Raw genomic sequence first — 12,723 nt, 5'->3', positions numbered from 1 at the left:
CCCGAAAGTCCCGGTCCTGTGCTGCCCAGCGAGAAACGGATGGTGAACAGACACTCACCGATGGCGACGGGGTCGCTGTCGAGATCCGAGGCAACGATGACCCGGCCGGTCGGCTCCACGTCGCCACGGGTCACAGCACTTGCTGCTCGAGGCCGGCTGTCACAAGGACGGTGCGTTGACGGTCAACTGGTTGCCCTGACCCAAGATCCGCCAAGACCTGAAGGACAGATGACGTGACGATCGTCATGAGCGGCACAGTGAGCCCTGCCGGCGGCCAGGTGAATCGCCTTGCGGTGCGAGGGAAGATCGCAGCGCGAGCAGGCCGCGAGAACGCCGGAGTCGCGCTATGAACGAGCCGATCCGGTTGCCCGACCTGTCCACCGACAAGGACTTCGACGGGCCGTCCTTCTCCCCCATCTACACGACGACGGTGACCGTCAACGGCGGCACGGCCGGGCACGGGCGCGCCTCCGGCATCGCCCAGTCGGCAGACGGGGCTCTGAACCTCAACCTGCGCATGCCCGCCGAACTCGGCGGGGACGGCGAGGGGACCAACCCCGAGCAGTTGTTCGCCGCCGGATTCGCCGCATGCTTCCACGGAGCCCTGAGCCTCGTGGCGCGACAAGCGGCACTCGATGCCACCTCGATCTCCGTAGACGCAACCGTGGCCTTCGGGCGGGACCCCGGAGACGGCGGCTACTCGCTGCACGTCGACCTGGTGGTCAAGTGGCCGGGCGTCCCTCGGGAGATCGCCGCTCCCCTTCTGGAGAAGGCCGACTCACTGTCCCCCTACACGAGGATGGCCGTGCAGGGAACGCCGACAACCATCACGTTGGCTCCCGAGTCGCCCTGGCGGTGAGGCGCCAGAAAACCGGTGGAGCGGCGCCACGGTGCCCCATTACCGTGCTGCCGAACCGATTCGCCTAGGCAAGGACGTGCCGTTGTACACCGTGTGAGACCTCCCGAGAGCTGATTCGTCGCGCGTCGCGCATGTGCGCCGCGCTGCTTTTTGCTGCGGACTTCTCACTGAAACCGGTGTACTTCTGTGCTGCTCGAAAACTGGGTGGTCATACCCACCTGCCTGCCGCTCGTCCTCCGCCGTTGCCACACGTGCGCGTCCGAGCGCTTCCGGGCGAACGGCAAGTTTCGCGTCAACGCCAACCACAAGGTCATCGACGCCTGGCTCCTCGCGCTCTGCACCGCTTGCGGGCAAACCACCAAGCTCACGGTCCTGGAGCGGATGAACGTGCGCTCCGTACGACCCGAGCTGCTGGACCGGCTGCATGCCAACGACCCTGGCCTGGCAGCTGAGCTGCTCCAGGATCCGGTCGTGCGGCGCCGCAATCGCATCGCCCTCGACTGGGATGGCGCCTGGCGCCTCCACACCGGCGGATCGGATCACCTGGACCGCGAGGTGATCGACATCTCGGTCCGCTTCGCGGCGCGGATCCCTGTCCGGCCGGTGCGACTGATCGCTGAAGGGTGCGGTCTGTCGCGGGCCGAGGTCGAAAGACTGATCACGGAGGGGAATCTCGTTTCGGCAGTCCGGCTGAACGGCAAGCTGTCCGGCGACTTCACCTTCACGCTCAAGCGCTGAGCTCTCCTCGGCACCAGGGGCCTGTCCGGCAAGATCCGCCGGACAGGCCCCTGGGCGTTCCCGAGCGTCTCAATGGCTGAACGGCACGTTGTCACAGGGTGCGCAGGCCCTCGGTCTGAGTGGTGACACTCATAACATGGCGCAAAATGCGACATCCGAGGTGAGGAACATCATGTCCCCTGTGCACACTTTCGTGGTCGTCGGAGGCGGTCTGGCCGCCGGCAAGGCGGTGGAGGCACTGCGCGAACACGGCCACCGCGGCCCGCTCCTCATCATCGGCAACGAGCAGGAGCGGCCGTACATCCGACCGCCGCTCTCCAAGGGCTACCTGTTGGGCAAGGAGGAGCGCGACTCGATCTTCGTGCACCCTGAGGACTGGTACTCGGAGCACGAGGTGGATCTGCTCCTGGGCACGAGCGTGAAGGCTGTCGATCCGCAGGCCAAGGAGGTGGAGCTGGACGACGGTCGTCGTGTGCCGTACGCCAAGCTGCTCCTGGCGACCGGTTCGTCTCCGCGCCCGCTGTCCGTTCCCGGAGCGGATCTCGAGAACGTTCTGTATCTGCGGCGCGTGGAACAGAGCGAACGGCTCAAGGAGGTCTTCACCAAGGGGGCGAAGATCGTCGTCATCGGCGACGGCTGGATCGGCCTCGAGACCGCCGCGGCGGCCCGGACGGCCGGAGCGGAGGTGACGGTGCTCGGGCACTCGGAGCTGCCGCTGCTGAAGGTGCTCGGGCGCGAGGCCGCGGAGCCGTTCGCCGGCCTGCACAAGGATCACGGGGTGGTTCTGCGCCCCAACACGCAGGTCGAGAGCATCACCGGAACAGACGGCCGCGTGGACGGTGTGACCCTCGCCGACGGCACCCACCTCGCCGCGGACGCCGTGGTCGTGGGTATCGGCATCACACCGAACGTGCGGCTCGCGGAGGAAGCGGGCCTGGACGTACGGAACGGCATCGTCACCGACGAGCACCTGCGGACCTCTGTGGCCGACATCTACGCCGCCGGTGACGTCGCCAACGCCTACCACCCACTGCTCGAACGTCACATCCGCGTCGAGCACTGGGCCAACGCCTTGAACCAGCCGAAGACAGCCGCGCTGAGCATGCTCGACGAGGACGCCGCCTACGACAGGCTTCCGTACTTCTACACCGATCAGTACGACCTCGGGATGGAGTACGTGGGGTACACCGAACCGGGCGGCTACGACCGTGTGATCTTCCGCGGCAATGTCGCGGCGCGGGAGTTCATCGCGTTCTGGATGAAGGGCAGCCGCATCCTTGCGGGGATGAGCGTCAACGTGTGGGACGTCATCGATACGATCCGTTCCTTGATCCTGTCCGGCGCCGACTTCGACGACGCCCGCCTCTCCGATCCCGATGTCCCCCTGGACAGCCTTCTCCCCTGAGAACCCGCCCACGAGGGTGGGGGGCGACGACATCGCAGGTCATCGTGGCGTCTCACCCTCGTATCGGCGCACCCTACGCAGCAGGCGCCGCGCAGAACGCCTCGCAGCACCGGCGAAGCGAACCCGCGGCGCCCGGCAGCGCGCTACCGCGCCCTTGCCTCGTCACGACCGTCCTGCGGCGGGAAGCCGGTGACCTCGCTGTCACAATCGGCTCGATCGCACGGTCGTACTCATTGACGACCAAGTCGATCGATCGGGAGTAATCGTGGCTATCACCGAACAGCGTCTCTCCACCATGGTGCTGGTGATCGGAACCGGTGGAGCGGGCCTACGGGCGGCGATCGAGCTGGCCGAGGCCGGGATCGACGTCCTCGCCGTCGGCAAGCGCCCCAAGGAGGACGCCCACACGGCCCTCGCCGCCGGGGGGATCAACGCCGCCCTGGCCACGATGGACCCCGAGGACAGCTGGCAGCAGCACGCCGCGGACACCCTCAAGGAGAGCTACCTGCTCTCCGATCCCCGCACCGCCGAGATCGTCACCCAGGGCGCCGCCCGGGGCATCGACGATCTGGAGCGCTTCGGTATGGCCTTCGCCAGGGAGGAGGACGGCCGTATCTCGCAGCGGTTCTTCGGCGCGCACAAGTTCCGGCGCACCGCCTTCGCCGGCGACTACACCGGCCTGGAGATCCAGCGCACGCTCATCAGGCGCGCGAGCCAGCTCGACATTCCCATGCTGGACAGCGTCTACATCACCCGTCTCCTGGTCCACGACGGTGCCGTGTTCGGCGCCTACGGCTTCGACCTCACGAACGGGAAGCGCTACCTCATCCACGCCGACGCCGTCATCCTCGCGGCCGGCGGCCACACCCGCATCTGGCGGCGCACCTCCTCGCGACGCGACGAGAACACCGGTGACTCGTTCCGGCTGGCCGTCGAGGCCGGGGCCCGGCTGCGCGACCCGGAGCTGGTCCAGTTCCATCCGTCGGGAATCATCGAGCCTGAGAACGCGGCAGGCACCCTCGTCAGCGAGGCGGCACGAGGTGAGGGCGGCATCCTGCGCAACGGGCTCGGCGAGCGTTTCATGGCGAACTACGACCCCGAGCGCATGGAACTCTCCACCCGCGACCGCGTCGCCCTCGCGTCCTACACGGAGATCAAGGAAGGGCGCGGCACCCCCAAGGGCGGGGTGTGGCTCGACGTCTCCCACCTCCCCCGGCAGACGATCATGAACCGGCTCCCCCGGGTCTATCAGACGCTCCTGGACCTGCAGATGCTGGACATCACCCGCGAGCCGATCGAGGTCGCGCCCACGGCGCACTACTCGATGGGCGGGGTCTGGGTCCGGCCCGAGGACCACAGCACCGACGTACGCGGCCTCTACGCCATCGGCGAGGCGTCGAGCGGGCTGCACGGCGCCAACCGGCTCGGCGGCAACAGCCTCATCGAGCTGCTGGTGTACGGCCGCATCACCGGCCAGGCGGCCGCCGCCTACTCGGAGTCGCTGACCGCGCAGCCGCGGTCGGCCTCGGCGGTCGCCGAGGCCCGTGCGGAGGTCGACGACCTGCTCGCGGCCGACGGGCCGGAGAACGTCCGCGCGCTTCAGCGCGCCATCCGCAACACCATGACCGAGCACGCGGGTGTCGTACGCGACGAGGAAGGGCTGCGCGCCGGGCTGACGGAGCTCACCGCGATCGAGGAGCGGATGAAGGACGTCGGCATCCATCCCGACATCGCCGGCTACCAGGACCTCGCGCACGCCTTCGACCTCAAGTCCGCCGCCCTGGCCGCCCGGGCCACGCTCGAAGCGGCACTCGAACGTCGTGAGACCCGCGGCTGCCACAACCGCAGCGACTACCCGGACATGGACCCCGAACTCCAGGTCAACCTCGTGTGGTCCCCGAGCACGGGGATCACCCGCGAAAGCATCGCCCCCGTCCCGGACGAGATCTCCTCGCTGATGGAAGAGGTCTCGGCCGAAGGAAAGCTCGTCGAGTAGCCTGCCGGGCTCGCCTTCCCATACCGTGCGCCTGCAGGCGTGTGCCACCGTGGCCGCCTGCAGGCGTACATCCATGTGCTCTCGCGTGGACATGCACGGTGCACCACGATGGCACCGTCCTGGGCTCGCCCGCCCCGTCGAGGAAATCTCCGGATCCGGGCGGGCACGCTGTCACAAACGCGGTGACCGTCCTGTCAGACCTATGGCAGACAACATTGACCGATTGCGGACGGGCAGCTCATCCATGGCGCCCGCTGCATCAATGGAGAACCTCCCGAGAGGATCCCGAGCATGAAGGTTGTAGTCATAGGTGGAACCGGCCTCATCGGTTCGAAACTGGTCGGCAAGCTCGAAGAACACGGTCACGAGGCGGTGCCTGCCTCACCCAACACCGGCGTCAACACACTGACGGGTGAGGGCCTGGCGGAGGTTCTGCAGGGTGCCTCGGTCGTGGTCGACGTGTCGAACTCCCCCTCGTTCGCGGACGATGCGGTGATGGAGTTCTTCCGTACCTCGACCACCAACCTCCTCAAGGCGGAGGTGGACGCCGGTGTGACCCACCATGTCGCGCTCTCCGTCGTCGGCACCGAACGGCTCCAGGAGAGCGGCTACTTCCGCGCCAAGCTGGCGCAGGAGGAGCTCATCAAGGCATCGGGGATCCCCTACTCCATCGTCCACGCCACGCAGTTCTTCGAGTTCATGAAGGGCATCGCGGACGCGGGGACCGAAGGCGACACCGTGCGGGTCCCCACCGCGAAGATCCAGCCCATCTTCTCCGACGACGTGGCCGCGGCCGTGGGCCGCGCGGCTGTCGGCACGCCCTCCAACGGCGTGGTCGAGGTTGCCGGTCCCGATGAGTTCCCGTTCGACGAATTCATCCGCACCGGCCTCGCCGCCGACGACGACCCTCGTACCGTCGTGGCGGACCCGCAGGCCCTGTACTTCGGTTCCAAGCTCGAGGAGACCAGTCTCCTTCCCGGCCCGGACGCGCGCCTTGCCGATACCCGCTTCACCGACTGGCTCGCACGGCAGCAGTAGCCCCCGGTGGTGACCCCCCTGCCCACCGGCAGGGGCCACCACCGCGCCTCGGTCGATGGCTCACGCTGCCCCTTGCGCACGGCAAGTCCCCTGCGCCGGGGCTTCGGTGCCCGTGGCGGGCACGGCTTCAGAGCGAGCAGCACCCCTGCGGTCGACTCTGGTTCCCCACAGCTGTGCCGGCATCCGGCCACCTCATATCCACCGCACGAAGGAACCGGCTCGCCATGCTCAAGAACCACAGGGAAGCCACTCTGTCCAGCATCTACCCCTACGAGACGCTGACCGGGATCTACAGCATCGATCCCGCCCACAGCACGATCGGCTTCTCCGTCCGGCACGCCATGATCACGAATGTGCGCGGAGCGTTCACCGACTTCGAAGGGGTCCTCAAGCTCGACGGATCCCGGCCCGATCGGTCCGAGGCGTATGTGAGTGTCCAGACCGGCAGTCTCGACACGGGTGTGCGCGCCCGGGACGAGCATGTCGTCGGCCCCGACTTTCTCGATGCCGGTCTGTTCCCGCTGATGACCTTCCGCTCCACCAGGATCGTCCGCACCGATGACGACCAGCTCCGCATGTCCGGGGACCTGAGGATCAAGGACATCGAACTGCCGATCGTCATCGATCTCGAGTTCGGTGGCGCCGGCCGGGACGCCTACGGGAAGAAGCGTGTCGGCTTCGAGGGCACGGCCACCCTGCAGCGTTCCGACTGGGGCCTCTCCTGGAACACGGGGCTCGAAACGGGGGGTGTCCTGATCAGCGACAAGGTGAAGCTGATCCTCGGCATTTCGGCAGTCCAATTCGACCGTGCGGACGCTGCCTGACGATGGGACGGCCGCGGCCATGTCAGACGTACCGCCATGGGCTCTGATATGTCCGCCAGATTTCTTCCGGCTTCTGCCGAAGGAGGACGCGTGATGACCCTAGCTTCTGAGAACCGACTCGCTTTCACGACCACCGTGGTGTCGCTGACCGCCGAAGCCAACGAGCTCGAGACCCGAGTCATCGAGCTTCGCCAGGCACTCGCAGAACTCGACGAGCAGATACGGGCCGTGTCCGGCGCGCTGCTCCGGATCCACGGTGAAGAACGCGCATGCGGACAGCGCACGGAATAGCTCGGGCTCCGCGGTGGGTTCACAGCGCCGTGGATCCTGAGCACCGCTCTGCCGCTTCCGTCCCTGCCGAACGCCTACCGTCAGCAATCCTTCCCCACCACAACGTCACGAGAAGAGTACGCGTCCTTTGAGCAACATGGAGACACACCCCGACGAGCTTGTGCAGGCAGGTACGCACCTCTCTGAGCGTGGTGTCGAGATCCTCACCTCGCGCGAGGTACCACTCGGCGGCCCTCGCGCGATGACCGTACGACGCACATTGCCTCAGCGCGCACGAACGCTCATCGGCGCCTGGTGCTTCGCCGATCACTACGGCCCGGACGATGTGGATCAGACCGGAGGGATGCGGGTGGCCCCCCACCCGCACATCGGACTGCAGACGGTGAGCTGGCTCTTCAGTGGTGAGATCGAGCATCGCGACAGCCTCGGCGTCCATGCCCTCATCAGGCCCGGTGAACTGAACCTCATGACGGGCGGATTCGGCATCAGCCACTCCGAGGTGTCGACGCAACGGACCACGCGGTTGCACGGCATGCAGCTGTGGATCGCCCTCCCCGAGGCGCATCGCCACGCGGCCTCGAACTTCCAGCACCACGTCCCCGGCGTTGTCCCCCTGGACGGTGGCACAGCACGAGTGTTCCTCGGCTCCCTCGCGGGTGACACGTCCCCCGTTCCCACCTTCACTCCCCTGCTCGGCGCCGAACTCTCGATCGAGCCGGACACCACGGTGCATCTCACCGTCGACGAGGAGTTCGAGCACGGTGTCATCGTGGACACCGGCGACGTGCGCATCAACGGAACACCCCTTGCAGCGGCCGAACTCGGCTACGTCGCATCGGGGCTCAGGACGCTCTCCCTGACCAACGCCTCCCCGCAGCCGGCGCGGGTGGTACTGCTGGGTGGGCCGCCGTTCCAGGAAGAGATCGTCATGTGGTGGAACTTCATCGGCCGCACGCACCAGGACATCGTTCAGGCGCGGGACGAGTGGCAGAACGGATCCGACCGTTTCGGCCGGGTCGAGGGATACGACGGAGATCCCCTCCCGGCACCGACACTGCCCAACGCCACGATTGCACCGCGAAGGAACCCGGCCTCCTAGGCCGCCGTGTCTGACAGATGATCTCTGCGAAGCTTCGGTGTCCGAGGCCGAAGGAGGGGTCATGGGGATTGAGCTGGAACTGCACTCTGGGCGACCAACGCGGAAGGGATCGTCCCGGGACACCTTGCTGCGGGGCTCTTACGAGCACGGTGAAGCGTTGGCGAGGGTGCTGAGCACCCTCGACCGGCATGGCTCGGGCAAGCTCGGCTGGGTGGATCCGTACGGTGACACGCTGTTCAACGAACAGGAAGCTCAAGTCGCCTCCCAGGAAGTCGTCGCCCTGACGCAAGGGTGTACTGACGACCAGCAGAAGGCCGCTCTGCTGGACCTTGCCGAGCTCCTTGAAGCATGTGCGTCGACGCCAGGCAGTTACGTGTGGTTCATAGGTGACTAGGGCGTGTCTCCTTGACCGTCTACAGGCTGGGGCGTTTGCGGGTGGTCCATGGTGGTGCCGTCAGGATTCCGCCCGAAGGCGGTCTCTAGAACGGCTGGGAGGTCTTCTTCGGGGACCGTGGTGTGCCCCCTCGGCGCGGTGTCGCCCATAGCTGCCCCTTCTTCGGCGAGTATCGAGAGATAGATCGCCTTGATTGGTGATCATGCTCGGTGCGACCTGGACGGCCGGCGGTGGACAATCCGCGTGCACCGGTTAATCGGCTGGGGAACACTGTGTGGATGAGCTCCGCAGCCTCGCAGACATCGCAGGACCGAGCCCTTGGTCATGTCGCGGAACTGGCGTCGGGCTTTCCGATGGACCCATCACTGCGGGTGACCCTCAACTTCCACCCGGACCGTCTGCTGCACAGCAAGCCGATACTGGACGCAATGGCCGCTGACGGCGTCTACCGCTCGCAGTTCGTCACCGGGACCAGCAACGGTGGACTGACCGCGTATCCCGGCGGCGACCGATGGCACTGGGAGAGCCGGATCTTCAACGGAGCGTACGACGAAGCACCTCCGCATGAGCGCCCCGTCTACGGAGCGTTGAACTACCGTCAGAAGCCGACAGGCGGGGCACCGCGGTTCGGCTCCGCCCACTTCCGGCTGACGGCCGACACGCTGCCGCGCACCACATTCTGCTATCCGGACAGCTCCGCTGACCCTACGGACTTCGGTGTCGCGGCCCGCATGGGGCTCATCGAGCTGGCCCTCGCCGATCGCCAGGACGACCTCGACGACCACATCGAGGCGCAGGTGCACGGGCCGGTCCGGCCGGACTGCCATGTGGAGGCGCTGGTCCTGGACCCCTGCTACCGAAGCACCGCCGTCGAGACCGCGGCCCTGCGCCTTGGCTGCTCCGTGGAGTGGCATGCCGGGTTCCGTCTCAGCGTCGAGGAACTCCGCCGTCACCCCGGCTACCGCGGCCAGGAATACGTCGACTTGGGCATGCAGATCGCGGTCGACAGCGTACTCGACCCCCGCACCGTCGGAGATGCTGCACGTGCCGACCGCTATGACCCCCAGGCGGTCAAGAAAGTGTGGCACTACCTGGCGCGTTTTGGGGCGACCCGGACGTCCGATGACAGACCGTTGAGTCCGGCACCGGCGGAGGGGGCTGTACTCGACGGCTTTCGTTGAGGAGTTGGTGCCGGAGGGCCTATGGGTGTTGTTCCGGGTCGTGAGGCCGCCGATCCCTACGAGGCCGCAAGGCTGGCCGTCGGCGGGCTGATGATCGCGCGGTGCTCGCCGCGATCATCTTTGTCGCCACTTCAGGGTGCACCTGGCGGGAGTTGCCGCTGGTCTTCGGTGCGTCGTGGCAAACCGTCCATTGGCGGTTCTCCGAGTGGACCGCTGCACAGGTGTGGGCGAAGCTCCACCGCCTGGTGCTGGACGAGCTCGGCGCCCGAGGAGAGCTGGACTGGTCGCGGTGTGCGATCGACTCCGTGAACATGCGAGGCTCAATGGGGGGGGAGCTGACAGGCCCGAATCCTGTCGATCGCGGCAAGAAGGGCTCGAAGATCCACTTGATTACAGAGCGGACCGGTCTGCCCCTCTCCATCTGCGTCTCCACCGCCAACACCCACGACAGCCAGGGGATCGAACCCCTCGTCCGGGGTATACCGCCCATCCGCTCCCGCCGTGGGCCGCGTCGTCGCCGACGGCAGCAGGCTCTCCAGAAGCATGCCTGCGGGTGATCGCCCGGCATCCCGGCGAACTGCCGCCAGGTGCCATGCTGTTTCCGGCGGAATGCGGGGATCGCGTGCACTGACCGGCTCCAGTGCTTCAAGGAGATTCTGGCGCAGGGACCGGCTGCGGTCGTGACGCTGCAAGGCGCCTCCAGCTCAGGGCACATCCGAGGGTGAGGAACGCCAGGGCGAGCGTGATGGGCGAATGCCCGGCCGATCTGCCGTGTTCTACGGGGTGCCGTTGCCGTCGAGGAAGCGAAGCAGCACAGAGGCCTCCGCGCGGAGCCGCGCGACTCGGTCAGCGTGAGCCGGTGCGGTCAACTCCGATGCGACGTGCAGCCGTTCGGCCGCTTCGGCTCGCACGATGTCCGCCACACTGCACTCGCTCAGCTCACGTCGTGCCACGTCGGTGGCACCGGCACCGATCGGTGCCTGTTCGAGGGCCAGGCCCCGCGTCCCCGCTTCGTCCACGGGTACCGCCTCCGCGTTGTCCAGTGCGGCGAGCGTCGCGCGCAGCGCGCTCACCGCGGCTTTGTCGCGGGCGCGCATCGCTTCCGGGAGGGCTTGACGCATACGAATACGTAGGGACATGCCGGAACCCTACGGCCCTGCTCATGGCCCCCACAACGGAATACCCCTCAGGTCAGGTCACGACGCGGTGCGCATCCTGCTCCGGAGTTGGCGCAGCCGGCTTTGGCTGATGGCACGGCGTTCCTTCTCCGTGGTGCCGCCCCATACTCCCTCCACTGGACCGGCCTTGACGGCCCAGTCCAGACACTGCTCCATGACCGGGCAGCGACGGCACACGGCTTTCGCCTCGTCCACCTGCATCAGGATCGCGCTGCTGTTGCTATGGCCTATCGGGAAGAACAGCTCTGGGTCTGCACCTCGGCAGGTCGCCATTTCACGCCAGTCCACGGAATGCCCCTCGTCGAACGAACGTAAGGCAGCCCCCAGACGGGCATATGATCGCAGCGGCCTGGGGGCGCACGAAACACATCTTTCACATATGAGACCGAGTGGCCGAGGTACGTGTGACACGTGGCCGTGTCAGGTCAGGTCGGGTCGGGTGTCATCCGATCTCCGTTCGGTGCCCATGGGGCCCACGTGTGGAGCTTCGACAGGCCTCGATGTCCACGCAGCGGTTCTGGTACAGGGTTCTGGCCCGGCGTGGCCGTGGCTCGCTCGGGTGGCTGCTGTACGCCTTGGTCGGCCGATGTCACAAGTTGCACGTCTGTCCGGTCTCAATTGTCGAACGCACGGAACAAGAGAGTCGTTGTACACAAGGACCGCATCGTCGCCCGCTGCACCGCCTTCTCCAGCACGGAGACGTGGCAAGAAGCATCCTGCCGACGGGGCGCCGGGCCAGCTTCAACCTTCGTGAAATGCGATGAGGTCGATGGAAGCGGTGGCTGCGTTGTGTGGTGCCGTGCGAGAGGGAGAATGCCGTATGGACCAGCCCGATGACGGAGTACCGATCGCGGAGCTCCTCGATGAGCGGCAGCATCTCCTGGATGTCGTCACTTGGATGCTGGGCAGCAGCAGTGAGGCCGAGAGCGTCACTGATGAGGCCTATCGGCGATGGTACGCGCTGTCCGATCAGGTGCGGGCGCAGATCACGGCGCCACGTGCGTGGCTCGCGAACGTCGCCGGCGGCATCTGTCTGGCCCGGCTGGCCCTGTCCGGCGGCGGGGAGGGCCCCGCAGGCGACCGGGAAGCCGACGAGACGCTCGCGGAGGAGATCAGTGAGGTGCTGCTGTATGCGGTGGATTCCCTGTCTCCTGCCGAGCGCGCGGCGTTCGTTCTCAATGACGTCTTCGGAGTGACGCCGGATGTGCTCCCCCGCGTGGTGGGGCAGCCGGTGTCGGAGCACACCGAGCCGGCCGACCGCGCGCTCAGCAGTCTTCGGGCCGGACGCACGCGGCCGACGACATCGCAGCAGCATGACGCGGTGGTTCATGCGGTCAGGGAGGCGTGCGTGAGAGAGGACGCGGTCTTCCTCACGTCCTTGATGGCCCCCGATGCCACGGCGTTCTTCGACGGCGGCGGCAAGATCCGGGCGCTGGTGAAGCCGGTGCACGGCAGCAAGCGGGTCGCGCGAAGCCTACTGACTCTGCTGGCACGGCGACCGCGCACCACACTGCACGCCCAGTCGGTCAACGGGCTGACCGGTCTCGTGGTGCGCTACAACCACCAGGTGGCCGCGGTCATCAGCCTCGACATCGCCGGCCGTCATGTCGTGCAGGTGTGGGCCGTGCTCAACCCGGACAAGCTCCGTTCCTGGAACCAAGCCGGCCCGAGGACGTACCCCTGATCCGTCCCGGACACGGTCCTGGGCGGCGCGATCCCG

At 67.0% G+C, this 12,723-nt stretch carries 13 protein-coding genes and 1 pseudogene; 12 read left to right on the top strand and 2 right to left on the bottom strand.

Annotation, left to right across the window (positions count from 1 at the left end; genetic code table 11):
• The first annotated feature begins 346 nt into the window (after positions 1-346).
• The 11 genes and pseudogenes from OG766_RS33395 to OG766_RS33345 all read left to right on the top strand — a co-directional run.
• Positions 347-859: an Ohr family peroxiredoxin gene (locus OG766_RS33395; protein ID WP_266385029.1), complete on the top strand. Its 513-nt coding sequence runs from the start codon at positions 347-349 to the stop codon at positions 857-859.
• 189 nt (positions 860-1,048) lie between these two features.
• Positions 1,049-1,597, top strand: coding sequence for a DUF1062 domain-containing protein (locus OG766_RS33390; RefSeq protein ID WP_266388604.1), 549 nt, complete (start codon positions 1,049-1,051; stop codon positions 1,595-1,597).
• 172 nt (positions 1,598-1,769) lie between these two features.
• Positions 1,770-3,002 carry an NAD(P)/FAD-dependent oxidoreductase gene (locus OG766_RS33385; protein ID WP_266385031.1) on the top strand — a complete coding sequence of 411 codons (1,233 nt, stop codon included), beginning with the start codon at positions 1,770-1,772 and terminating at the stop codon, positions 3,000-3,002.
• Positions 3,003-3,297: 295 nt separating this feature from the next.
• Positions 3,298-4,998 (top strand): L-aspartate oxidase, encoded by a 1,701-nt coding sequence (locus OG766_RS33380; RefSeq protein ID WP_266388607.1) that lies wholly within the window; start codon positions 3,298-3,300, stop codon positions 4,996-4,998.
• Between the two features lie 291 nt (positions 4,999-5,289).
• Positions 5,290-6,036: an SDR family oxidoreductase gene (locus OG766_RS33375; RefSeq protein WP_328727050.1), complete on the top strand. Its 747-nt coding sequence runs from the start codon at positions 5,290-5,292 to the stop codon at positions 6,034-6,036.
• 224 nt (positions 6,037-6,260) lie between these two features.
• Entirely contained in the window at positions 6,261-6,860 is a 600-nt protein-coding gene (locus tag OG766_RS33370) for a YceI family protein (RefSeq protein ID WP_328727049.1), read from the top strand.
• 93 nt (positions 6,861-6,953) lie between these two features.
• On the top strand, positions 6,954-7,151 hold the full coding sequence (locus tag OG766_RS33365; protein WP_328727048.1) for a hypothetical protein: 198 nt from the start codon (positions 6,954-6,956) through the stop codon (positions 7,149-7,151).
• 127 nt (positions 7,152-7,278) lie between these two features.
• A complete protein-coding gene (locus OG766_RS33360) occupies positions 7,279-8,250 on the top strand; it encodes a pirin family protein (RefSeq protein WP_328727047.1) in 972 nt (323 codons plus the stop codon).
• Positions 8,251-8,311: 61 nt separating this feature from the next.
• Positions 8,312-8,644, top strand: a complete 333-nt coding sequence (locus tag OG766_RS33355; protein WP_328727046.1) for a hypothetical protein — start codon at positions 8,312-8,314, stop codon at positions 8,642-8,644.
• 278 nt (positions 8,645-8,922) lie between these two features.
• Positions 8,923-9,825: a DUF3626 domain-containing protein gene (locus OG766_RS33350; protein WP_328727045.1), complete on the top strand. Its 903-nt coding sequence runs from the start codon at positions 8,923-8,925 to the stop codon at positions 9,823-9,825.
• Positions 9,803-10,346, top strand: a pseudogene (locus tag OG766_RS33345) (IS5 family transposase); the annotation flags it as partial. The gene OG766_RS33350 and the pseudogene OG766_RS33345, both read left to right, overlap by 23 nt.
• 255 nt (positions 10,347-10,601) lie before the next feature.
• On the opposite strand, the gene OG766_RS33340 reads toward OG766_RS33345, so the two are convergent.
• Both OG766_RS33340 and OG766_RS33335 read right to left on the bottom strand, forming a co-directional pair.
• Positions 10,602-10,922 carry a hypothetical protein gene (locus OG766_RS33340; protein WP_266388609.1) on the bottom strand — a complete coding sequence of 107 codons (321 nt, stop codon included), beginning with the start codon at positions 10,920-10,922 and terminating at the stop codon, positions 10,602-10,604.
• A 99-nt stretch (positions 10,923-11,021) separates the two neighbouring features.
• Positions 11,022-11,291, bottom strand: a complete 270-nt coding sequence (locus tag OG766_RS33335) for a WhiB family transcriptional regulator (RefSeq protein ID WP_266385050.1) — start codon at positions 11,289-11,291, stop codon at positions 11,022-11,024.
• A gap of 532 nt (positions 11,292-11,823) precedes the next feature.
• Between OG766_RS33335 and OG766_RS33330 the strand changes: the two genes are divergently transcribed.
• On the top strand, positions 11,824-12,687 hold the full coding sequence (locus tag OG766_RS33330) for an RNA polymerase subunit sigma (RefSeq protein ID WP_266388611.1): 864 nt from the start codon (positions 11,824-11,826) through the stop codon (positions 12,685-12,687).
• The last annotated feature ends 36 nt before the right edge of the window (positions 12,688-12,723 follow it).

Origin of the sequence: Streptomyces sp. NBC_00259, assembly GCF_036181745.1 — a bacterium.
In the GTDB taxonomy this organism is placed as follows: domain Bacteria; phylum Actinomycetota; class Actinomycetes; order Streptomycetales; family Streptomycetaceae; genus Streptomyces; species Streptomyces pratisoli.
This window is presented reverse-complemented; position numbering and strand designations above follow the sequence as displayed.

Excerpts from the sequence above, each read along its gene's own strand:
- OG766_RS33395 (WP_266385029.1), top strand. The coding sequence starts at position 347 with ATGAACGAGCCGATCCGGTTGCCCGACCTGTCCACCGACAAGGACTTC.
- OG766_RS33385 (WP_266385031.1), top strand. The coding sequence starts at position 1,770 with ATGTCCCCTGTGCACACTTTCGTGGTCGTCGGAGGCGGTCTGGCCGCC.
- OG766_RS33380 (WP_266388607.1), top strand. The coding sequence starts at position 3,298 with ATGGTGCTGGTGATCGGAACCGGTGGAGCGGGCCTACGGGCGGCGATC.
- OG766_RS33375 (WP_328727050.1), top strand. The coding sequence starts at position 5,290 with ATGAAGGTTGTAGTCATAGGTGGAACCGGCCTCATCGGTTCGAAACTG.
- OG766_RS33370 (WP_328727049.1), top strand. The coding sequence starts at position 6,261 with ATGCTCAAGAACCACAGGGAAGCCACTCTGTCCAGCATCTACCCCTAC.
- OG766_RS33365 (WP_328727048.1), top strand. The coding sequence starts at position 6,954 with ATGACCCTAGCTTCTGAGAACCGACTCGCTTTCACGACCACCGTGGTG.
- OG766_RS33355 (WP_328727046.1), top strand. The coding sequence starts at position 8,312 with ATGGGGATTGAGCTGGAACTGCACTCTGGGCGACCAACGCGGAAGGGA.
- OG766_RS33350 (WP_328727045.1), top strand. The coding sequence starts at position 8,923 with ATGAGCTCCGCAGCCTCGCAGACATCGCAGGACCGAGCCCTTGGTCAT.
- OG766_RS33340 (WP_266388609.1), bottom strand. The coding sequence starts at position 10,922 with ATGCGCGCCCGCGACAAAGCCGCGGTGAGCGCGCTGCGCGCGACGCTC.
- OG766_RS33330 (WP_266388611.1), top strand. The coding sequence starts at position 11,824 with ATGGACCAGCCCGATGACGGAGTACCGATCGCGGAGCTCCTCGATGAG.